The sequence below is a fragment of the Burkholderia sp. BCC1208 genome (assembly GCF_902833095.1).
Taxonomy (GTDB): domain Bacteria; phylum Pseudomonadota; class Gammaproteobacteria; order Burkholderiales; family Burkholderiaceae; genus Burkholderia.
Genome location: NZ_CADFDY010000010.1, coordinates 41,898 through 63,448 on the forward strand (window position 1 = coordinate 41,898; position 21,551 = coordinate 63,448).

Here is a 21,551-nt window from a genome sequence, read left to right on the forward strand (position 1 = left end):
CACGGCAGGCGGGCGACCGCGCACCGCGCCGCGGCGGTATGCGAAGATGGCCGCTCGCCACGCCATCCGGAAACGCCATGGACCGCCTGCAAACGATGCAGATCTACGTACAGATCGTCGAACGCGGCAACTTCACGCAGGCCGCCGACGCGCTGCAACTGCATCGGCCGGCCGTCACGAAAGCCGTGCAGCAGCTCGAACAGGAACTCGGCGTCCGGCTGCTGAACCGCAGCACGCGCCGCGTCAGCGTGACGGCCGAGGGCGAGGCGTTCCATGCGCGCTGCGTGCAGCTGCTCGGCAGCATCGACGAGGCGTTCGCGTCGTTTCCCAAGCAACGCGCGGTGCCGAAGGGCCGGCTGCGGATCGACATCGCGCTCGCGCTCGCGAAGACGGTCGTGATTCCGGCACTGCCCGACTTCCAGCAGCGTTATCCGCAGATCGAGCTCGTGCTCGGCGCGAGCGATCAGCCGGCCGACCTGATCGGCGAAGGCATCGACTGCGTGGTGCGGGTCGGGACGCTGAAGGATTCGAGCATGGTCGCGCGCACCGTCGGCGCGGTGCCGATGGCCACGTGTGCGTCGCCGGCCTATATCGCACGCCACGGTTTGCCGCGCACCCTCGACGATCTGCGTACGCATCGCGCGGTCAACTTCTTCACCGGCCGCAATCGCCGCGTGCTTGACTGGACGTTCCGCGCGCACGGCGAAACCGTCGCGGTGAAGCTCGCGAGCAGCCTGCTCACCGACAACTCGGAAGCGCTGCTGTCGTGCGGGCTCGCCGGCCTCGGCATCGTGCACGCGTTGCGGCCCGCGCTGCAGCCGAGCATCGACTCGGGTCAGTTGATCGAGCTGCTGCCCGGCGTGCCGGCCGTGCCGAAGCCGGTGTCGGTGCTGTACCCGAACCGCGCGCATCTGCCCGACAAGGTGCGCGCATTCATCGACTGGCTGACCGAGCTGTTCGCGCGGCGTTATCCGGCGTAACACGGGTCCGCGTCGATTGTTATTCGTCAAATAACAATCAATGATCGGGCCGCGCGTTTATCCGGCGCGGGCGCCCGCCTACGATGCTGCTTCATCGACACCCGTTCATCGAAGGAGCGCTCCATGACCCGCATCGTTCGTTTCCACCGCATCGGCGGCCCCGAAGTCCTGCAGATCGACACCGTCGACGTGCCCGCGCCGGGCCCCGACGACATCCAGCTACGCGTGAAGGCGCTCGGCCTCAATCGCGCGGAAGTCATGTTCCGCAGCGGCGAATACACGTTCACGCCGCGCTTTCCGGCGTCGCTCGGCTACGAGGCGTCGGGCGTGGTCGCGGCGGTCGGCCGCAACGTGACGGCGTTCGCCGAAGGCGACGCGGTGAGCGTCGTGCCCGCATTCTCGTTCGCCGACTACGGGATGTACGGCGAGGTGGTCAACGTGCCCGCGCATGCGGTGGTCAAGCATCCGGACAGCCTGTCGTTCGAGGAGGCGGCCGCGACGTGGATGATGTTCGTCACGGCCTACGGCGCGCTGATCGAACTCGGCGGCCTCGAGCGCGGCGATGCGGTGCTGGTCGGCGCCGCGTCGAGCAGCGTCGGGCAGGCCGCGATCCAGGTGGCGAACCATGTCGGCGCGATGCCGATCGCGCTGACGCGCCGCGAATCGAAGCGTCAGGCGCTGCTCGACGCGGGCGCGAAACACGTGATCGTCGGCAGCCCCGCCGACCTGGCGCAGCAGGTGGCCGAGATCACGGGCGGCACCGGCGCGCGTATCGTGTTCGACCCGGTCGGCGGCCCCGACGCGGCGAACCTGCTGCGCGCGCTGGCCACCAACGGCACGTTCTTCCAGTACGGCGCGCTCGATACGCGCGACATCCCGGTGCCGGTGATGGACCTGCTCGCGCGCCACCTGACGCTGCGCGGCTACGAGCTGTTCGAGATCACCGGCAACGCGCAACGGCTCGAACGCGCGAAGCGCTTCATCGTCGACGGGCTCGCGGCCGGCACGCTGAAGCCGCGAATCGATCGTACGTTCGCGTTCGACGACATCGTGGATGCGCACCGCTACATGGAAGCCGGCGCGCAAGTCGGAAAGATCGTCGTCACGGTCTGAGCCGCCCCCGCGGCGAGCGGCTCGCGCCGCTCGTCAGCTTTCGAAATACCGCGGCCGATCGATATCGGCCAGCAGCCGAGGCTGGGTCGGCGCCCAGTCGAGCGATGCCCGCGTGCGCTCGCTGGTTGCCGGCGCATCCATCCCGGCAAACATCGCGAACCAGCCGAAGTGCTCGCCGGCTTCGGCCGCCGACTTCGCGACCACCGGCACGTTCAGCCGGCGGCCGATCACGTCGGCGATCTCGCGAAACGGCACGCCCGTATCGTCGACCGCGTGATAGCGCGCGCCGGCCGCGCCGTGTTCGATCGCGAGCCGGTACACGCGCGCCGCGTCGAGCCGGTGCACGGCCGGCCAGCGGTTCGCGCCGTCGCCGACGAACGCCGATGCCCCCTTCTCCCTCGCAAACGCGATCAGGCGCGGCACGAAGCCGTGATCGCCGTCGCCATGCACGGACGGCGGCAGGCGGACGACCGACGCGTGCACGCCGCGCGCTTCCAGCGCGACCGCGGTCGCTTCGGACGCACGCGGATAGCTCGCCGACACCGGCACGTGCGGATCGTCCTCCGTCGCCGCGCGGCCGGGCGCGACGAGCGCGAGGCCCGACGTGACGACCAGCGGCCGCGCCGAGCCGGCGAGCACCGCGCCGATCGTCTCGATCGCGCGACGATCGAGTTCGCAGTTCTGCGCGAAGCGCGAGAAGTCGTGATTGAATCCCGTGTGGATCACCGCATCGGCGGCCTCGGCGCCGCGCGTCAGGCTGTCGAGATCCTCCAGCGACCCGCGATGGACGTCGGCGCCGGCGGCGGCAACCGACGCCGCGGCCGCATCGGACCGCGCCAGCCCGAGCACCGAGTGCCCGGCGCCCACGAGTTCGGCGACGACGGCCGAGCCGACGAATCCCGATGCTCCCGTAACAAAGACACGCATGTTCAGCACCTCCGGATGAAATGGAGGCTTACTATCTGCCGATGGCCGCTCGCGGTGAAGTCGTGACGGTTTACCGGTAAACGAACTAACAGGATATGGCTGACGCCCCCGACAACCTGCTCGGCGCGTACCTGCGGGACCGCCGCGAGAAACTCGACCCGGCCGCGCTCGGGCTGCCGGCCACGCGCCGCCGCACGCCGGGCCTGCGGCGCGAGGAAGTCGCGCAGCGCGCGCACGTGAGCGCCGCCTGGTACACGTGGCTCGAACAGGGGCGCGGCGGCGCGCCGTCGGCCGACGTGCTCAACCGGCTCGCCCGCGCGCTGATGCTCAACGAGGCCGAACGCGAGCACCTGTTCCTGATCGGCGTCGGCCATCCGCCCGAGGTGCGCTATCACGCGCCGGCCGGCGTGACGCCGCGCCTGCAGCACGTGCTCGATTCGCTCGACGCAAGCCCGGCGATCATCCGCACGGCGACGTGGGACGTCGTCGCGTGGAACGACGCGGCGGCCGCGACGCTGACCGACTACGCGACGCTGCCGCCGGCCGCGCGCAACGTCCTGCGGCTGATCTTCGTCGACTCGCGCGTGCGCGCCGCGCAGCCGAACTGGGAGCGCATCGCGCGGTTCGCGGTCGGCGCGTTTCGTGCGGACGTCGCGCGCAGCGGCGCGACGCAGGCCGTGCAGGCGTTCGTCGACGAGATGCGCGCGACGAGCGCCGAATTCGACGCGATGTGGCGGGACCACGATATCCATTCGCATCACGAAGGCACGAAGGAGATCCGCCATCCGCAGGCCGGCCGGATCGCGTTCGACTATTCGGCGTTCTCGGTCACCGGCCGCCCGGACCTGAGCCTCGTGGTCTTCACGCCGGCGACGCCGGCCGACCGCGCGCTGATCCGCGCGCTCGTCGCGGCCCGCGAAGAGGCCGGCCGGACACCGGCACCGGTGCCGACCACGTGACCACGCACGAATTTTTTGCGAGCCTAATTCAGAACGGCACGTATCGGCGGATCGCGCAGCAGTACTTGTCGTTCGATATCCATCACTGACGAACGCGGGCGGAAAACGCAAAGGGGCGCCGCGCGCGAACGCGCGACGCCCTTCGTTCATTCACGGAAAAGTGCCGACTATGCCGCGCGCTGCAGCACGTCCGTCGCGAAAGACTTCGCATGCGCGACGGCTTCCTGCGCGTCGCCGAATACGCCGAGCTGATCCCAGTGCTCTTCGGCCGCGTAGGTGCCTTTCACGGCGAGCGCCCGCTGGACACTCAACTGCGCCGCGTATCGGCCATCGTCCAGCGGCCGGGCCGTCGCGACGACCTTGTGCGGCGGGCTGGCCCGCTCCGGCTGAACCAGCTCGACAGGGCCGCTGGCCGTGCCGATATTCATCAACTCGTTTCTGGCGTTGCAGTCGGGGCAGTAGAAGCACCAGCCCGCGCCCTCCTGATGGGGCCTGACCTGCCCGCGAGCCAGCACGGCACGACATTCAACGTTTTCGCAGATGAACGGCATCGCAGTCTCCGGAGTTGTTTGACGGAAATCCTAGCATGTCCGCCGGCCGTCAACCATCGGCATCCGCATGATTGCCGTATCGGCGATTTCGGTTCGTGACGGAGCTCCGACCGGGCGAATGTCGCCGCCTTTCGCTGCACTGCAAAATCGGCGTTTTTTAACCGGGTCGGAAAATTGCATACGCGGCCACGCACCGGATCGTGCTCCGCGTATTCCCGGAGAATCGTGCAAGAAATGCGGACTCGCGAGATAACGGTCGCGCCTGCTTCCGCGCGATGCTGTCGGTTCTTCATCCCGAACCGAGGAACGGATATGACGAGCCACAACATTGAACGGAAAGTGATCCTGATCAGCGGCGCGAGCAGCGGTATCGGCGAAGCCACCGCCCGCTATCTGGGCGCGCGCGGCGCGCGGCTGATGCTCGGCGCGCGCCGCACCGAACGCCTTGCCGCGCTCGCCGACGACATTCGCGCCGATGGCGGCACCGCGGCCTGGCGTGCGCTCGACGTCACGCAGCGCGACGACAGCGTCGCCTTCGTCGACGCCGCGCTCGCCGAGTACGGGCAGATCGACGTCATCGTCAACAACGCGGGCGTCATGCCGCTGTCTCCGATGGCATCGCTGAAGGTCGACGAGTGGGACCGCATGGTCGACGTCAACATCAAGGGCGTGCTGTACGGCATCGCGGCCGCCCTGCCGGTGATGAACCGGCAGGGTTTCGGCCAGATCGTCAACGTATCGTCGATCGGCGGATTGCGGGTATCGCCGACGGCCGCCGTCTATTGCGCGACGAAGTACGCGGTACGTGCGATCTCCGACGGCTTGCGGCAGGAGAACGACAAGCTGCGCATCACGAGCATCTGCCCGGGTGTCGTCACGTCCGAGCTGGCCGACACGATTACCGACCCGGTCGCCGCCGAAGCGATGACGCGGTACCGCAGCATCGCGCTCGAACCCGACGCGATCGCGGCGGCCATTGCGTATGCGATCGCGCAGCCTGCCGATGTCGACGTGAGCGAGATCGTCGTGCGTCCGACCGCGACGGTCACGGGCTAGCGCGTGGGAATGCGTCTGCTCGATGTCCCCCGGGATAAACTGTCGGCCCGACACCGAACCGAGAGATGCTCAATGTTGATCCGCGTTGCGACACTGGCCGATGCCGTCCCGCTTGCCGAATTGAAGCGCGATACGTTTCGCGAAACCTTTCTGCACGACGGGTTTGGTATCGATTACCCGCCGGACGATCTGGCCGAGTACGAAGCCCGGACGTACTCGGTCGCAGCGATCACCGAGCAGCTAGGCGACCCGCAGTGCCGGACGTGGGTCGCGGAAGGCGACGACGGCACGCTGGTCGGATACGCGCATGCGGGGCCGTGCAAGCTTCCCCACCCGGAAGTGACGGACGGCGCGGGCGAGATCCATCAACTCTACCTTCGACGCGGCACGCAGGGAACCGGCGCCGGACGCGCGTTGTTCGACGCCGCGCTCCAGTATCTCGCCGCGACGCGCCCCGGCCCGGTATGGCTGGGCGTGTGGTCGGGCAATGCGAAGGCCATCGCGTTCTACGAAAAGGCGGGCTTCAAGCGTGTCGGCACGTACGATTTCAAGGTCGGCGAATCGACCGATCTCGAGTTCATCTACCGTCGCTGACCGTCGCTTCCTGTCGGCATCGCGTAAGCGCGGCGCAAACCGGTACAGTCGATCGATGACGGCGTAAACGTCGTTTTTCCCTCGTTTCGAGCCAATTGGCACGATCCGAGGGTTCCCGGTAAAATTCGCCATTCCGTCGTTATCGACTCATTGCTTCGTCATGCATCGAATTGGATTCTTCGTCTGCCACGGCTACGACGCGCTCGATCTTGGCGGGCCGCTGTCGGCCTTCAATCAGGTGGCCACGGCCGCCGGCCATACGCCATACGATCTTCACGTCGTCTCGCCCGCCGGCGGCCCGATTCCCGGCAATACCGGCCTTTCGATCGACACGAAACCGATCGGCAGGCGCGCGTTCGACACCGTCGTGTTCGTCGGCGGCGACATCGCGCCGATGCAGACATCGGAAAATATCGCCGCGGCCAGCAAGCTGGCCGCCAAGGCGTCGCGGGTGGCCAGCGTGTGTACGGGCGCATTTCTGCTTGCGGAAACCGGTTCGCTGGACGGTTTGAGAGCGGCGACACACTGGCGCTACGCCGCGCAATTGCAGTCGCGCTTCCCTCGCACACGGGTGGACGGCGACAGTATCTATGTCGTCGATGGCCATGTCTGGACGTCCGCGGGCATCGCCTCCGGCATCGACCTGGCGCTCGGCATGATCGAACGGGATATGAGTACGGAGATCGCGCGCGAGGTCTCCCGGCTTCTGGTCGTTCCGTATCGGCGCCCCGGCGGGCAGTCGCAATTCTCCGCGATGTCGCAAATGGAGCCGGAATCGGATCGCATCCGCATCGCGCTGAATTTCGCCCGGGAACATCTGGCCGAAGCGCTGCCGGTCGAGCGGCTCGCCGATGCCGCCCGCTTGAGTTTGCGACAGTTCGGGCGCGCGTTTCGCCGGGAAACCGGTGAAACACCGGCCCGCGCCGTCGAGCGTTTACGCGTCGAAGCAGCGAGGCTGCGCCTTCAGGGTGGCAGCGAACCGATCGAACAGATTGCGCTGGCGGTAGGGTTCACCGATCCGGAACGGATGCGCCGGGCGTTCATCAAGCTGCATGGGCACCCGCCGCAAGCGATTCGACGCGAGAGCAGGTCGAACGCAGCGCGCTGATCGACCGCCTGCCGATCGGCACGCCGCATGGTCGACGTCGCGCTAACGGATGATCGGCGCGTGGGTACGCAACGCGCCAATTCGCCGCGCGTCGATAATCGTCAATCCTTGACGGGCGGATAAGCGTTCCACATGTCGCGATGCAGCTTCCACGTGCCGCCCTGCTTCAGGAAGACGAGCGTCTGCTTGGCGCGGATCTTGAGCTTTCCGTCACCGTCGCGAACCTCCACATCCGATACCTCCGTCGCGACCCGGTCGTTACCGTAGAACTCGTCGTTGCTGAACGATACGGTGCCGGGTTTCGATCCGGCATACCCGTCGGTGAAGTACTCGGTGATCGCGCGGCGCCCGGTGACTTTGTCACCCCCGGGCGGCAAGAGCGCGCCGTCGTCGGTATAGAGACGGCCTATCGCGTCGTAGTCCCCTCGCGCAAAGGCATCCGCCCATCGCGCGTTCTCGGCCTTGATGGCCGCTTCGGGCAAACGTTGCGAACCGCCGGCGATAGCCGGCGCCGTGAATGCAAAAAAGGACAAGCATGCTGCGAGCGCAGCAGTACGAAGATGAATCTGTCGCATCGAGTGAGTTCCGAATCGGGTTTGAATTGAAGAGGTGGCGACCTGCATGCGTGGCCGGCAAGCGTGTCAGCGAACGCCGGGAACGCGAGCGAGCCCCTTTGACGCGCCGGGCAGCTTCTTGTCGACCATCGCGACGAGTTCGGGCCGCGCATCTCTCGGATGACCGGAGTGGAACGGCGGAGCGGGATCGTATTCGATCACGAGTTGCGTGAACTCGGCCGCCTGCTGGCCGCGCAGTTTCGCCGCCACGCGCAGCGCGAAGTCGATGCCGGCCGTCACACCGCCGCCGCTCATGAAGCGGCCGTTGTCGTCTTCGACGAAGCGATCGGGAACGGGAATCGCGCCGTACTCGGACAGCTTGTTGACGAAGGCCCAGTGACACGCGCTGCGCTTGCCGTTGAGCACGCCCGTCGCGGCGAGCACGAGCGAGCCGTTGCACACCGACGTCACGTGTTTGGCGCTTTCCGCGAGGCGCCGGATCTGCGCCTGATACGCCGGCCGCATCGGCGCCGACAAATCGGACCCGCCGGGCACGAGGATCAGGTCGGTCTTGTCGATGTCGGCCAGCCGTTCGGTCTTGCCGTACACGACGCCGAATTCGAGCGTCACGTTGCCGCCATCGAGGCTCGCGTAGCGAACGTTCGTATTCGGCAGCCGGTGGAAGATCTCGCTGGGGCCCGCGAAGTCGAGCAGCGTGCCGCCGTCGTAATTGACGATCAGAATGTCGAGCGGCTCGTTCGGCGCGAGCAGCCCCGCGCCGCCGGTCTCCGCACGCGCTGGCGTGGCGCGCCCGAGCAACGCGCCACCGCCCAGCACGGCGCCGAGGGTGGCGGCGCTGCCGAACTTCAGGACATCGCGGCGCGAACGGCCTGCCCGCGTGAGGTGCCCGGCCGGGACAGGGTTATCGCTACTGTCGGTCATGATGATTGCTCCTTGCACTTTGGCCCATGGGCGAGCGCAACCCCGCCGGGCCGGATGAAATAACCGCCACGGCGAACGGCGTGGCGGACGTGAAATCGGGATGGGAATGAGTCGCGATGACGTGCCGGGCTCGGAAAGCGTGAAGCGCAGGCTTTAAAGCTGCGACGCACCGCCATCGACCACCAGCTCGGTGCCGACGACGAAGGACGATTCGTCGCTGGCGAGATAGAGCGCCGCGTACGCGATGTCGTCGGCGTTGCCCATGCGACCCACCGGAATCGCTTCGGCGAATTCGGCCTTGCGATCGCGCACCCATTCGTCGGGCATGCCCCACTTGGAGAGCAGAGGCGTATCGATCGCGCCAGGCGCGATCGCGTTGAAGCGGATTTTCCGGTCGAGAAACTCGTACGACCAGCTGCGGGCCAGCGACCGCACGGCGGCCTTCGCCGCCGCGGTCAACGAGATGCCGTGCTTGCCGGTCTGCGCGACGAACGATGTATTGAGGATTACCGATGAACCTTCGCGCAAGTACGGCAGCGCTGCTTGAAGCGTGTACACCACGCCCTTGACGTTGACGTCCATGATGGCGTCATAGAGCGTCTCGTCGATGTCGTTGACGGCGGACGGGAACGCCCAGCCGGCATTGGCGAACACGACATCGAGACCGCCAAACGTCTCGTTGACTCCCGCGGCGATCGCGCGCATGTCGTCGAGCGAACGCACGTCGCCCTTGAGCACGACCGCATGCTCGCCGAGCTCCGCCTTCACGCGCTCGAATACGGTCTCGTCGCGCCCCGTCACCGCGACGCGCGCCCCTTCTGCAATGAACAGCTTCGCGGTGGCAAGACCGATACCACTGGTGCCACCCGTGATCAACGCCGATTTGTTCTCGAGTCTCATCTTCCGTTCCTTTTCATGTGGTGACTGACCAGGCCGGATACGCGACACGTGATGGCGTTCGCGTGCTTGTTCCGGCTTGATCGTTCACGTGAAGTATGGAGCGGGAGGCAGATGGCGCAAAGGTCTTATAACCCTTGAAAAACGCCATCCGATGCGAACGGGCGCCGACGAAACGGTAACGCCCGAACTGCTATACGGTTTTTGCCGATAGCCCGAGCATCGGCCGCCGCAACGCGGCGTCGAACGGATTGGTGCGCGGGCCGATCGCGTCGGCCTGGCGCCGCAGCAGTTCGACGACCATCGGCATCCGGTCGTCGCCGAGGCGGGACACGAGCGTGCCGACGCTCAGCGCGCCGACCGGATAACCGGTGCGATCGAGGATCGGCACCGCGACGCCGGCCATCCCGTCGAGCACGCCGCTGTTGCGGCCGGCGTAGCCGAGTTGCCGCACGCGTTCGATCTCGGTGCGCAGATACACCTCGTCGAGCACGCCGTAGCCGCGGATGCGCGGCACGTTGAAGCGGATCACCTCCTCGCGTTCGGCTTCGGGCAGGAACGCGAGGATCGCGAGGCTGCCCTGACCGACGCCGAGCGCGATGCGTCCGCCGATGTCGCCGGTAAACGACCGGATCGGAAACGGCCCTTCGCACAGGTCGAGACACACGGCGTCGAAGCCGCTCTTCACGAGCAGGAAGATGGTTTCGCCGAGGCTCGCGCACAGCCGCAGCAGTGCGGGACGGCACAGCGTGCGCATGCTGCTCGGGTTGCCGGCCTGCGCGGCGAGCGCGAAGAAGTCGACGCTCAGCCGGTACAGCTTCGACTGCTCGTCCTGTTCGACCATCCCTTCGGCGATCAGCGATTGCAGAATCCGGTGCGCGGTGCCCTGCGTGAGGCCGACGGCCTTCGCGAGATGCGTGACGCGCACGCCGTCCTGCTGCATGCCGGCCAGCGCGCGCAGGATCGCGAACGCACGCTGCAGCATGCCGGTGCCGGGCGCGCCGGCGGAATCGGACACGACGTCCTCGTCCGGGTGCGGCATGCGCGCGGCCGGCGACAATCCGGGCGAATGGGGTTCCTGCATGCCGGCTCTCCTCGACGATTTCATTGAACGGAATACGATAGCCGCCATTGTCGTCCGGCCGAAAATCCGCGGGCATCCGGGTGTGCACGGGATTGACGCGCGCGTTTCGCGGTTCGGCCGCGCTTCATCCACCGGAACGATTTGCGGGTGATTTATCGATTCGTTCCGCTGAACGGAATTTTTTCGAAATTCATCCCGTTCAGCAGAATTCGAAATTGACGCTCCGAAATATGGCTGGCTAGAGTCCGCGTCATCGGCGCACCGTCCATGCGGTGTGCGAACCCGGAGCTCTCCATGTCGTTTCTCACGCTTACGGATCTGACGAAAACCTTCGGCGAGCTCACCGCCGTCGCGGACGTCAACCTGTCGGTCGAGCAAGGCGAATTCGTGTCGCTGCTCGGCCCGTCCGGCTGCGGCAAGACCACCACGCTGCAGATGATCGCCGGCTTTGTCGACGTCACGCGCGGCCGCATCGCGCTCGACGGGCAGGACATCACGCACCTGAAGCCGAACCGCCGCGGACTCGGCATCGTGTTCCAGAGCTATGCGCTGTTTCCGCACATGAGCGTCGCGGAGAACGTCGGCTTCGGCCTCGACATGCGCGGCGTGGACAAGGCCGAGCGCGCCGAACGCATCCGTGCGGCGCTCGCGCTCGTACGGCTCGACGCGCTCGCGCACCGCTTTCCGCGCGAACTGTCGGGCGGCCAGCGACAGCGCGTGGCGATCGCTCGCGCGGTCGTGATCGAGCCGCCCGTGCTGCTGCTCGACGAGCCGATGTCGAATCTCGACGCGAAGCTGCGCGAGGAGATGCAGTTCGAGCTGCGCGCGATCCAGCGCAAGATCGGCACGACGACGATCATGGTCACGCACGATCAGTCGGAAGCGCTGTCGATCAGCGACCGCGTGGTCGTGATGGAAGCCGGCCGCATCACGCAAACCGATACGCCGTACCGCGCGTACGAGCGCCCGGAAAACCACTTCGTATCGCAGTTCATCGGCAAGGCGAATCTGCTGCCCGGCACGATCGTCGCGCATGACGGCGATGCGATCCGCATCGACCTCGGGCACGATCTCGCCGAGACGGGCCGCGCCGCGCAGCTGCCGCCGCGCGAGCGCGACATGCGCGTGGGCGATGCAGTATCGGTGTGCATTCGTCCGGAGAAGCTGCGGCTGTGCGCGCCCGATGCCGGCCGCTTCGCCGCCACCGTCACGAGCCGCTTCTTCCTCGGCAGTCAGTGGCTGTACCGCGTCGACAGCGCGCTCGGCGAAGTGCTCGTGTGCTGCCAGAACGAAGGCGCGGAGCCGCTCGCGGAAGGCGCGCCGGTCGGCATCGACTGGCACAGCGATGCGGTGCGCGTGATGCGCCGGGAGGCCTGAATGAGGCAGCCTTCCCGCCCGCTGTCGAGCGACGGCGCACCGGCCGGGCTCGCGCAATCGGGGGCGACCGCGCCCGCCGGGGCGGCCGCCGATGCAGTGTCGCCCCGCGCCGTCGGCGCCCACGCGCCGCGCGCGAGCTGGCGCGCCTACGCGCCGCCGTGGTTGATGTGCGCGCCCGCCTTCGCATTGTTCGCCGCGCTCGTGCTCGTGCCGCTCGCGATGACGTTCATCCTGACGTTCTATCGCTTCGACCCGGCCACCGGCTCGATCGCCGCGTTCCAGTTCGGCAACTACGCGGAAGTGCTCGGTTCGTCGTATTTCCACACGATCTTCGCGCGCACGTTCGGGATCGCCGCGCTGACGACGGCGATCTGCGTCGCGATCGGTACGCCGGAAGCGTACGTGCTGTCGAAGATGCGCGACCCGTGGCGCTCGCTGTTCCTGCTCGCGATCCTCGCGCCGCTGCTCGTGTCGGTGGTCGTACGCGCGTTCGGCTGGAGCATGCTGCTGAACACCAGCGGGCTCGTGAACCAGGCGTTCGGGCTCGTCGGCCTCGGCCCCTACAAACTCGAATACACGACCTTCGCGATCGTCATCGCGCTGGTGCATGTGATGCTGCCGTTCATGGTGATTCCCGTGTGGACCGCGCTGCAGCGGCTCGATCCGCAGACCGAACACGCGGCGCTGTCGCTCGGCGCGTCGCCGTTCACGACGCTGCACCGCATCGTCATGCCGCAACTGATGCCAGGCGTGCTGTCGGGCAGCCTGATGGTGTTCGGTCTGTCGGCGAGCGCGTTCGCGATTCCCGGCCTGCTCGGCGGACGCCGACTGAAAGTCGCGGCTACCGCCGTCTACGACGAATTCCTCGGCTCGCTGAACTGGCCGCTCGGCGCGACGATCGCGGTGCTGCTGCTCGTCGCGAACCTCGTCGTGATGCTCACCTACTACCGCGTGCTCGAACGCCGCTACGCACGCAGCCTCGGAGGCGCATCGCGATGAGAAAGAACGGCCCCTTCGCCCTCGCGTTCCACACGCTCGTGATCCTGTTCGTGCTCGCGCCGCTCGTGATCGTCGTGCTCGTCGCGTTCACACCCGACGAAACGCTGACGCTGCCGACCCACGGCGTGTCGCTGCGCTGGTTCCGCGCGATCCTGGACTATCCCGACTTCGTCACCGCATTTCTCAACAGCGTGAAGCTCGCGTTCGCGTCGGCGACGCTGTCGCTCGCGATCGCGCTGCCGGCGGGCCTCGCGATCGGCCGCGCGGCCTTTCCCGGCCGTGCGTTCCTGAACGGCTTGCTGCTGTCGCCGCTCGTGATTCCCGGCCTCGTGCTCGGCATCGCGCTGCTGCGCTTCTTCGCGCTGATCGGCGCGACCGGCTCGTTCGCGTGGCTCGTGCTCGCGCACATGATCGTCATCACGCCGTTCGTGATGCGGCTCGTGCTCGCGTCCGTCGCCGGCCTCGACCGCAGCATCGAGCAGGCCGCGTGCTCGCTCGGCGCGGACCCGTGGACGACGTTCCGCCGCATCACGCTGCCGATGATCGTGCCCGGCATCACGGGCGGCTGGCTGCTCGCGTTCATCAACAGCTTCGACGAGCTGACGATGTCGATCTTCGTCACGTCGCCGCAGACGGTCACGCTGCCCGTGCGCATGTACATGTACGCGACCGAATCGATCGACCCGATGATGGCGTCGGTGTCGGCGCTCGTCATCTTCATCACCGCCGGCGCGATGCTGCTGCTCGATCGCGTGTACGGCCTGAACCGCATCCTGATCGGCCAACATTGATGACGACTCCCGTTTCCCGTTCCACCGGCCGCGCGGAAGACGGCGCGCAGTTCGTGCGCGTCGCCGAACGCGAGCGCGCCGCCGTCGCGTTCACGCTCGACGGCCGGCCCACGCAGGCGCTGGCCGGCGACACCGTGCTCACCGCGATTCTGGTCGCGCAGCGTCGCGTGCGCGTCAGCGAATTCAGCGGGCAGCCGCGCGCGGGTTTCTGCCTGATCGGCGCATGCCAGGACTGCTGGGTGCGCACCGAAGCTGGCGCACGCGTGCGCGCGTGCTCGACGCCGATCGCCGAAGGCATGCGGATTCTCACGGCCGCCTGGCCGGCCGCGACCGGAGACGCATCGTGAGCGCCGTACTGCAACCGGTGATCGTCGGCGCGGGGCCGGCCGGCGTGCGCGCGGCCGAGGCGCTGGCCGATGCGGGGCTGCGCCCGGTCGTGATCGACGAGAACGCGCGCTGGGGCGGACAGATCTATCGTCAACCGCCCGCCGACGGCGCTTTCGCGCGCGGCAAGCGCACGCTGTACGGGTTCGAGGCCGCGAAGGCCGACGCCGTGCACCGAACGATGGCCGCCCTGCTGCCGCACGTCGACTATCGGCCAGACACGCTTGCGTGGTCGTGCGGCGCGGGCCGCGTCGACACGCTGCAGGACGGCCGCGAAGTGACGGTGCCGTACTCGCACCTGATCGTCGCGAGCGGCGCGACCGACCGCATGCTGCCCGTGCCGGGATGGACGCTCGCGGGCGTCTATACGCTCGGCGGCGCGCAGGTCGCGCTGAAGGCGCAGGGCTGCGCGATCGGCCGGCGCATCGTGTTCGCCGGCACGGGGCCGCTGCTTTACCTCGTCGCTTACCAGTATGCGAAGGCCGGCGCGAACGTCGCGGCCGTACTCGACACCAGCCCGCTGCGCCGCCAGGCGGCCGCCGCGCCCACGCTGCTGCGCATGCCGTCGATCTTCGCGAAGGGGCTCTACATGATCGGCTGGCTGCGCGCGCATGGCGTGGCAATCGAAACGGGCGTCACGCTCGAGCGCGTGCTCGGCGATCAACACGTGACGGGGCTCGCATGGCGTGCCGCAGGCGACGATGCACGGGCCGCGGCGCCGCGCCTGCTCGACTGCGATGCGCTCGGCCTCGGCTTCGGCCTGCGTTCCGAAACGCAGCTCGCCGATCTCGCCGGCTGCCGGTTCGGCTTCGACCCGCTCAATCGCGCCTGGCTGCCCGAACGCGACGCGGCCGGGCGCACGTCGGTGCGCGGCATCTACGTCGCCGGTGACGGCGCGGGCATCGCGGGCGCCGACGCGGCCGAAGCATCGGGCCGACGCGCGGCGCTCGCGTTGCTCGACGATGCCGGCATCGCGTCGCGCTCGCCGTCCGGCAAACCCGACGCGGCGGCGCTCGACCGTACGCTCGCACGCATCGGCGCATTCCGCGAGGGCCTCGAAACGGCGTTCGCACCGCCGGCCGACCAGGCTGCCCGCTGCCCCGACGACACGATCGTGTGCCGCTGCGAGGAAATCGACGCGGGCACGCTGCGCCGCTGCATCCGCGGCGGCGAAGCGACCGAGCTGAACCGACTGAAGGCGCTGACGCGCGTCGGCATGGGCCGCTGCCAGGGCCGCATGTGCGGCGACGCGGCCGCGCTCGTGCTGGCCGCCGAAACCGGTCGCCCGCTCGCCGACGGCGGCCGGTTGCGCGCGCAACCGCCGGTGAAGCCGTTCCCGATCTCGGCCGCGCTCGCGGGCGACGCCGTCGCGGCGATTCCCGACGAGGCGCGCGATGAGTGAGAGCCGGCATTACGACGTCGCGATCGTCGGCGGCGGCCTCGTCGGCGCATCGGCCGCGCTGGCGCTGACGCGCCGCGGGCTGCGCGCCGGGCTGTTCGAGCGGCGCGACTGCGGAGCGCAGGCGAGCGGCGTGAACTACGGCGGCGTGCGCTGCCAGGGCCGCCCGGCCGAGCAATTGCCGCTCGCGCTGCGGGCGCGGTGCATCTGGGATCGGCTGCCCGAGCTGATCGGCATCGACGGCGAATTCGTCGTGTCCGGCCACTTGCGGCTCGCGCGCAGCGACGCCGATCTCGACGCGCTCGACGCATACGCCGCGCTCGCCGGCGAACACGGCTTGCCGCTGCAGGTGATGCGCGGCGACGCATTCCGCCGCCGCTACCCGTGGCTCGGCCGCGCGGCGCTCGGCGGCTCGCTATGCGAGACCGACGGCCACGCCAACCCGCGCCTCGTGTCGCCCGCGTTCGCGCGCGCGGCCCGCGCGGCTGGCGCGGACGTGTTCGAGCACACGCCCATCGACGAGGCTCACCACGACGGCACGCGCTTCCACTTGCAGGCGGGCGGGCGCACGCACACCGCGACGTGGCTGATCAATTCGGCCGGCGCCTGGGCGAACACGATCGCCGAACGCTTCGGCGAAGCCGTACCGATGGAGCCGATCTACCCGAACATGTGGGTGACCGAGCCGTTGCCGCCGTTCATCGCGCACAACCTCGGCGTCTACGGCGGCGGCGTGTATGCGCGCCAGGTCGCGCGCGGCAATTGCGTGATCGGCGGCGGGCGCGGGCGCGGCGACGGCGAATTCGGCCAGCCGTCGGTCGATACGACGCGCGCGGTGATGCGCGACGCGTGCGCGCTGCTACCCGCCTTGCGCGACGCGCTGCTGATCCGCACCTGGAGCGGCGTCGAAGGCTGCACGCCCGACCACAACCCGATCATCGGCGCGAGCGGCACGACGCCGAATCTGCTGCACGCGTTCGGTTTTTCCGGCGGCGGGTTCCTGCTCGCGCCCGGTGTCGGCGACGTGCTCGCCGATCTCGTCACGATCGGCGAAACCGCCACACCACTCGATGCATTCTCGATCGGCCGCTTCGCACCGCAAACCGCGCCGACCGCCCCTGTCCGTCAAGAGGAAACCTAACGATGAAACTGCTCGGAACGATCGCGGCGGCTGCCGCCCTCTGCATCGCAGGCGCCGGTGCGCCCGCGTTCGCACAAACGAAGACGATCTACGTCGGCATGAACGGCGGCCCCATGGAAAAGGCCTATACGAGCCAGGTGCTGCCCGACTTCGAAAAGGCCAACAACGTGAAGGTGGTCGTCGTGCCCGGCACGTCGTCGGACGTGCTCGCGAAACTGCTCGCGAACCGCAACAAGCCGCAGATCCACGTCGCGTTCCTCGACGATGGCGTGATGGCGCGCGCGGTGAGCCTCGGCGTGTGCCAGAAGCTCGACGATTCGCCGGTGCTCAAGGAGCTGTATCCGTTCGCGCGGATGAAGGACGACGTCGGCGCGGGCGTGCAGCTCGGCATGACCGGCATCGCATACAACAAGAAGCTGTTCACCGAGAAAGGCTGGGCGGCGCCGACGTCGTGGATGGATTTCGCCGATCCGAAATACAAGGGCAAGGTCGTGTTCCAGTCGGCGTCGAGCAGCACGTTCGGGCTGCACGGCTTCCTCGCGATCAACCGGCTGCTCGGCGGCAGCGAGCAGAACGTCGAGCCCGGTTTCAGCAAGTGGGCGAGCACGGTCGGGCCGAACGTCGTCGAGTACATCCCGAACTCGGCGAAGATCTCCGAGATGGTGCAGACCGGCGAGGCCGGCCTGTTCCCCCTCACGCCGACCGCCGTCGGCGACCTGCAGGACAAGGGCATCCCCGTCGCCTATGCGAACCCGAAGGAAGGCCCGGTGCTGCTGCTCGTCGACCTGTGCGTGGTCGCGAACAACCCCGATCCGCAACTGGCGCAGAAGCTCGCGCAGTTCCTGCTGTCCGCGCCCGCGCAGATGAAGGCGGCCGAGGCCGGCAAGCAGATCCCGACCAACCGCCTCGCGAAGATGCCGGCCGGGATGCAGCAAAGCCTCGGCAACGTCGACGATCTGGTGCGAAAGGTCACGGTGGTCGACTGGACCGCGATCAACGCGCGCCGCGCACAGTGGGATACGCGCTGGAACCGGCAGATCGAGCGGTGACGGGCCCCGGCGCGCGCGGGCACGGCCACGCGCGCCGCGACCATCATTTGCGGGAGTGATGACACTCCCCTTTTTCTGCGGATTTGACCGGGGAGACGCGGGCCGACAACACTAGCCCGCAGTGCTGCAAAGACGGCACGCACCCGCCCCCATCAGAGCCCGCCATGTACCCGACCGACACCGTGCAATCCCCGAGCGCCGCCCGGCCGCTCGCCGACCGGCAACTGCGCCGGATCGTCATCGCCTCCGTCGCCGGCAACGCGATGGAGTGGTACGACTTCTTCGTGTACGGCACGGCCGCGGCGCTGGTGTTCGGCCACGTGTTCTTTCCGCCCGGCGCATCGCCGCTCGCCGGCAGTCTCGCCGCGTTCGCGGCATTCGCGCTCGGCTTCGTCGCGCGGCCGCTCGGCGGGATCGTGTTCGGCCACGTCGGCGACCGCTACGGGCGCAAGGCGTCGCTCGTGTGGACGCTGCTGATCATGGGCGCGTCGACCTTCGCGATCGGCCTGCTGCCGACCTACGCGCAGGCCGGCCTGTGGGCGCCGGCCGCGCTCGTCGTGCTGCGCCTGCTGCAGGGCATCGCGTCCGGCGGCGAATGGGGCGGCGGCGTGCTGATGATCAGCGAGAACGCGCCGCCCGAACAGCGCGGCTATTACGCGGCGTGGAGCCAGCTCGGCGTGGGCGGCGGCTTCGTGCTGTCGTCGGCCGCGTTTCTCGCCGCGCAGGCGCTGCCGGACGACATGTTCCGCGCGTGGGGCTGGCGGCTGCCGTTCCTCGCGAGCATCGCGATCTTCGCGATCGGCATCTATATCCGCCGCCATCTGCCGGAAAGCCGCGACTTCGAGCAGGCCGGCAAGCGCGGCGCGCACACGCATCTGCCGATCGTCGAGTGCATTCGCCGCCATCCGAAGGAAATCCTGCTCGCGATGGGGCTGCGTGTGGCCGAGAACGGCGGCGCGTACATCTTCCTCGCGTTCTCGCTCGTCTATGGCAAATACGTCGGCATCCCGAACGGCACGATGCTGACCGGCGTGATGATCGCGATGATCGTCGAGATGGGCGCGATGCTCGCATGGGGCCGGCTGTCCGACCGGATCGGCCGCAAGCCCGTGTATCTGATCGGCGCGCTGAGCCTCGTCGCGTGCGCGTTTCCGTTCTTCTGGCTGCTCGACACGCGCGCGACACCGCTCGTGTGGCTCGCGCTGACGGTCGGCACGGCGGTGAGCCACGGCGCGATGATCGGTACGCTGCCCGCGCTCGTCGGCGAGCTGTTCAGCACCGAGGTGCGTTACTCGGGCGTCGCGCTCGGCCACGAAGTCGCGTCGATCTTCGCGGGCGGGATGTCGCCGTTGATCGCGACCGCGCTGCTCGCGCGTTATCACGCGTCGTGGCCGGTGTCGCTGTTCCTCGTCGCGCTCGGCCTCGTGACCGTCGCGACGCTGTGCGTGATGCGCGAGACGCGCACCACGCCCGCCCACGCTTCGCGCGACGACCCGGCATGACCGCGCGACGCTCAGCGCCCGGCGTCGCGCCGGGCGCTCTCGAACGCCGGCGCCAGCCCGAGATGATCGAGCAGCCGCGCGAATTCGCCGAGCCGCTGCCGCATGTACGCAGGCACGTCCACCGCCGCATAGTCGTGGAAGCCGGCGCCCGTGCGGACGCCGTCGCGGCCGGCTTCCATGTTGCGCACGACGCTCGCGGCCGGTGCGAAGCGCGGGCCGATCTCGCCGGCCAGGTACGTCGACGCGTAGTACAGGATGTCGCAGCCGCCCCAGTCGATGAATTCGAGCAGCCCGAGCACCGCGAAGCGCGGGCCGAAGCCGGTGCGGATCGCCGTGTCGATGTCCGCGGCGCTCGCCACGCCTTCCTCGACCATCCGCGCCGCCTCGTTCATCGCGAGCGCCTGGATGCGCGGCACGATATAGCCGGGCGCCGGCCCGCAGATCACCGGCTTCTTGCCCACGCGTTCGAGCAGCGCCGCGAGCGCGTCGACGACGGCCTGATCGGTCGCATCGCTGCGGCTGACCTCGGCGAGCGGCATCAGCAGCGCGGGATTCAGCCAGTGCGCGTTGAGCATTCGCGCCGGGTGCGCGACATGGCGCTGCAGTTCGGTGACGACGAACGTCGACGTGGTCGACGCGATCGTTGTGTGCGCATCGACGTGTTCGCCGAGCCAGCGCAGCGCGTCGGCCTTTGCTTCGAGCACTTCGGGCAGCGCTTCGAACACGATATCGGCGTCGCGCGCCGCGGCCGCGGCGCCGTCCCGCGCCACGAGCGCGATGCGCGCGACGACGGCGTCGGCCTGCGCGGCATCGATGCGGCCCAGCGCGACCTGCGCATGCAGGGGCCGGGCGATCTCGTCGCGCGTGCGTTCGTCGAATGCGCGCGAGCCGGCCGCATCGCGCGGCTTGAAGTCAATCAGCGTCACGTCGAGGCCCGCGAACGCGAATACGAGCGCGATGCCCTGCCCCATGCGTCCCGCGCCGAGCACGTGGACGCGCGTCACATCGGCGGCCGCCTTCATGCCGCGTACCCCGCGTCGAGCAGCGCGCGCAGCGCGTCCTTCGACAGCGCCGCGAGTCCCAGCCGCTCCAGCGTACGGCCTTCCGCATACAGGTCACGCACCGCGACCGCACTCGCGATGCTCAGCAGCCCTTGCGCGACGGGCGTCGGCACGCCGGCCCAGCGCCCGCACGACACGATGAACGACAGCCCGAGCCGGGTGTCCTCGAGCATGTAGCGATGTGTGCGCAGATCGATCTTCTCGCGCCAGTCGCCGCTATCGGTCAGCTTGCCGTGCGCGCCGCGCCCGTACATCCACTCGTCGCCCTCGGCCGCGTAATGATCGGCGAGCGGGAAATGCGGCGCGCGGTAGCCGAGCGCTTCGCGCACCGCGATGCGCTCGGCGTCGAGCGCGTTCGTCACGCGGCGGATCGACGGCTGCGTGCCTTCGTTGTGGATGTCCCACGCATCGAAGTGTTCGAGCGGCCCGGCGTTCATCAGGATCAGCGGCGGGTGAATCACCGGGCCTGCGTTCATCAGCGCGCCGGACAGCGCATCCTCCACCGGCTCGACCGACGGATAGCCGGCCCGCAGCACGTCGAACGCCCAGCCGGCCGCGTTCGCGGGAAACACGCCGGTCGGCAGGCGCGTCGCGTACGCGCTGATCACGACCTCGTTGTCGCCATGCTTGCGCACCAGGTACGGCAGCGTGCCCGTTTCGGCGAACGCGACGTGCGAACGGTTGCCGGCGTCGGCCGCCGCGCGGGCGAACACGACGCTGCCGAACGTGCCGGGCGGCAGAAAGACGACCTGGCCGTCCTCCAGCAGCGGCGCGACCTGCGCGGCGAGCGCGTCGTGCGACGTGGCCGGCAGCGGCACCACGACGAGCCGTGCGCCACGCAGCGCGGCGGCGAGATCGTCGGTCGGGCGGATCGCGCCCGGCCCATCGCCGAGCGGCACCACCCGCTTGCCGCGATAGTCGGTGACGTTCAGCACGCCCAGCGCGCGCAGCCGCGCATGCGGCTCGCGATCGCGCCGCCACCACGTCACGTCGTGGCCTTTTTCGAGCAGGTCGATGGCCGCCGCATGGCAGCCGTGGCCGCCGCCCAGAACACATACCTTCATCGTCTTCTCCTGGTGATCG

Annotated in this window: 22 protein-coding genes; 14 read left to right on the top strand and 8 right to left on the bottom strand. The window is 68.7% G+C overall.

All coding sequences use genetic code 11. The features are described 5' to 3' along the window. Positions 1 to 77: 77 nt before the first annotated feature. Positions 78 to 980, top strand: a complete 903-nt coding sequence (locus tag HWX09_RS23705; protein ID WP_027782363.1) for a LysR family transcriptional regulator — start codon at positions 78 to 80, stop codon at positions 978 to 980. Positions 981 to 1,103: 123 nt separating this feature from the next. After that, on the top strand, positions 1,104 to 2,093 hold the full coding sequence (locus HWX09_RS23710) for a zinc-dependent alcohol dehydrogenase family protein (protein ID WP_027782362.1): 990 nt from the start codon (positions 1,104 to 1,106) through the stop codon (positions 2,091 to 2,093). A 33-nt stretch (positions 2,094 to 2,126) separates the two neighbouring features. Here HWX09_RS23710 and HWX09_RS23715 read toward each other — a convergent pair whose 3' ends face one another. Further along, positions 2,127 to 3,020: an SDR family oxidoreductase gene (locus HWX09_RS23715; protein ID WP_027782361.1), complete on the bottom strand. Its 894-nt coding sequence runs from the start codon at positions 3,018 to 3,020 to the stop codon at positions 2,127 to 2,129. A 95-nt stretch (positions 3,021 to 3,115) separates the two neighbouring features. Here HWX09_RS23715 and HWX09_RS23720 point away from each other — a divergent pair, with 95 nt between their 5' ends. Beyond that, a complete protein-coding gene (locus HWX09_RS23720; RefSeq protein WP_027782360.1) occupies positions 3,116 to 3,979 on the top strand; it encodes a helix-turn-helix transcriptional regulator in 864 nt (287 codons plus the stop codon). A gap of 167 nt (positions 3,980 to 4,146) precedes the next feature. Here HWX09_RS23720 and HWX09_RS23725 read toward each other — a convergent pair whose 3' ends face one another. Next, the gene (locus HWX09_RS23725) at positions 4,147 to 4,530 is read right to left on the bottom strand and encodes a hypothetical protein (RefSeq protein ID WP_027782359.1); all 384 of its coding nucleotides are present in this window, start codon (positions 4,528 to 4,530) and stop codon (positions 4,147 to 4,149) included. A gap of 312 nt (positions 4,531 to 4,842) precedes the next feature. On the opposite strand from HWX09_RS23725, the gene HWX09_RS23730 reads away from it, so the two are divergent. The 3 genes from HWX09_RS23730 to HWX09_RS23740 all read left to right on the top strand — a co-directional run bounded on the left by HWX09_RS23730 (position 4,843) and on the right by HWX09_RS23740 (position 7,288). Then, entirely contained in the window at positions 4,843 to 5,586 is a 744-nt protein-coding gene (locus HWX09_RS23730; RefSeq protein WP_027782358.1) for an SDR family oxidoreductase, read from the top strand. A 72-nt stretch (positions 5,587 to 5,658) separates the two neighbouring features. Beyond that, positions 5,659 to 6,180: a GNAT family N-acetyltransferase gene (locus HWX09_RS23735; protein WP_027782357.1), complete on the top strand. Its 522-nt coding sequence runs from the start codon at positions 5,659 to 5,661 to the stop codon at positions 6,178 to 6,180. Between the two features lie 160 nt (positions 6,181 to 6,340). After that, on the top strand, positions 6,341 to 7,288 hold the full coding sequence (locus HWX09_RS23740; protein ID WP_027782356.1) for a helix-turn-helix domain-containing protein: 948 nt from the start codon (positions 6,341 to 6,343) through the stop codon (positions 7,286 to 7,288). 101 nt (positions 7,289 to 7,389) lie between these two features. On the opposite strand, the gene HWX09_RS23745 is transcribed toward HWX09_RS23740, so the two are convergent. The 4 genes from HWX09_RS23745 to HWX09_RS23760 all read right to left on the bottom strand — a co-directional run bounded on the left by HWX09_RS23745 (position 7,390) and on the right by HWX09_RS23760 (position 10,765). After that, positions 7,390 to 7,863: an SgcJ/EcaC family oxidoreductase gene (locus HWX09_RS23745; RefSeq protein ID WP_027782355.1), complete on the bottom strand. Its 474-nt coding sequence runs from the start codon at positions 7,861 to 7,863 to the stop codon at positions 7,390 to 7,392. A gap of 66 nt (positions 7,864 to 7,929) precedes the next feature. Beyond that, positions 7,930 to 8,784, bottom strand: coding sequence for a DJ-1/PfpI family protein (locus tag HWX09_RS23750; RefSeq protein ID WP_027782354.1), 855 nt, complete (start codon positions 8,782 to 8,784; stop codon positions 7,930 to 7,932). Positions 8,785 to 8,937: 153 nt separating this feature from the next. After that, a complete protein-coding gene (locus HWX09_RS23755; RefSeq protein WP_027782353.1) occupies positions 8,938 to 9,684 on the bottom strand; it encodes an SDR family oxidoreductase in 747 nt (248 codons plus the stop codon). A gap of 190 nt (positions 9,685 to 9,874) precedes the next feature. Further along, positions 9,875 to 10,765 carry an IclR family transcriptional regulator gene (locus tag HWX09_RS23760; RefSeq protein WP_027782352.1) on the bottom strand — a complete coding sequence of 297 codons (891 nt, stop codon included), beginning with the start codon at positions 10,763 to 10,765 and terminating at the stop codon, positions 9,875 to 9,877. A 294-nt stretch (positions 10,766 to 11,059) separates the two neighbouring features. Between HWX09_RS23760 and HWX09_RS23765 the strand changes: the two genes are divergently transcribed. The 8 genes from HWX09_RS23765 to HWX09_RS23800 all read left to right on the top strand — a co-directional run bounded on the left by HWX09_RS23765 (position 11,060) and on the right by HWX09_RS23800 (position 19,407). Further along, entirely contained in the window at positions 11,060 to 12,142 is a 1,083-nt protein-coding gene (locus tag HWX09_RS23765; protein WP_027782351.1) for an ABC transporter ATP-binding protein, read from the top strand. Next, positions 12,143 to 13,141: an ABC transporter permease gene (locus tag HWX09_RS23770; RefSeq protein ID WP_027782350.1), complete on the top strand. Its 999-nt coding sequence runs from the start codon at positions 12,143 to 12,145 to the stop codon at positions 13,139 to 13,141. Continuing rightward, positions 13,138 to 13,932, top strand: a complete 795-nt coding sequence (locus tag HWX09_RS23775; RefSeq protein ID WP_027782349.1) for an ABC transporter permease — start codon at positions 13,138 to 13,140, stop codon at positions 13,930 to 13,932. The genes HWX09_RS23770 and HWX09_RS23775 overlap by 4 nt, the downstream gene beginning before the upstream one ends. Then, on the top strand, positions 13,932 to 14,279 hold the full coding sequence (locus HWX09_RS23780; protein ID WP_027782348.1) for a (2Fe-2S)-binding protein: 348 nt from the start codon (positions 13,932 to 13,934) through the stop codon (positions 14,277 to 14,279). Before HWX09_RS23775 ends, HWX09_RS23780 begins: the two co-directional genes overlap by 1 nt. Beyond that, entirely contained in the window at positions 14,276 to 15,718 is a 1,443-nt protein-coding gene (locus HWX09_RS23785; protein ID WP_027782347.1) for an NAD(P)/FAD-dependent oxidoreductase, read from the top strand. The genes HWX09_RS23780 and HWX09_RS23785 overlap by 4 nt, the downstream gene beginning before the upstream one ends. Continuing rightward, positions 15,711 to 16,856, top strand: coding sequence for an FAD-binding oxidoreductase (locus HWX09_RS23790; protein ID WP_027782346.1), 1,146 nt, complete (start codon positions 15,711 to 15,713; stop codon positions 16,854 to 16,856). The genes HWX09_RS23785 and HWX09_RS23790 overlap by 8 nt, the downstream gene beginning before the upstream one ends. A 2-nt stretch (positions 16,857 to 16,858) precedes the next feature. Further along, the gene (locus HWX09_RS23795) at positions 16,859 to 17,905 is read left to right on the top strand and encodes an ABC transporter substrate-binding protein (RefSeq protein ID WP_027782345.1); all 1,047 of its coding nucleotides are present in this window, start codon (positions 16,859 to 16,861) and stop codon (positions 17,903 to 17,905) included. Between the two features lie 164 nt (positions 17,906 to 18,069). Continuing rightward, positions 18,070 to 19,407 (top strand): MFS transporter, encoded by a 1,338-nt coding sequence (locus tag HWX09_RS23800; RefSeq protein WP_027782344.1) that lies wholly within the window; start codon positions 18,070 to 18,072, stop codon positions 19,405 to 19,407. A gap of 11 nt (positions 19,408 to 19,418) precedes the next feature. Here the strand turns inward: HWX09_RS23800 and HWX09_RS23805 are convergent, their stop codons facing one another. Continuing rightward, positions 19,419 to 20,429: a 3-hydroxybutyryl-CoA dehydrogenase gene (locus tag HWX09_RS23805; protein WP_027782343.1), complete on the bottom strand. Its 1,011-nt coding sequence runs from the start codon at positions 20,427 to 20,429 to the stop codon at positions 19,419 to 19,421. Next, positions 20,426 to 21,532 carry an NAD/NADP-dependent octopine/nopaline dehydrogenase family protein gene (locus tag HWX09_RS23810; protein WP_027782342.1) on the bottom strand — a complete coding sequence of 369 codons (1,107 nt, stop codon included), beginning with the start codon at positions 21,530 to 21,532 and terminating at the stop codon, positions 20,426 to 20,428. Before HWX09_RS23810 ends, HWX09_RS23805 begins: the two co-directional genes overlap by 4 nt. Positions 21,533 to 21,551: the final 19 nt, after the last annotated feature.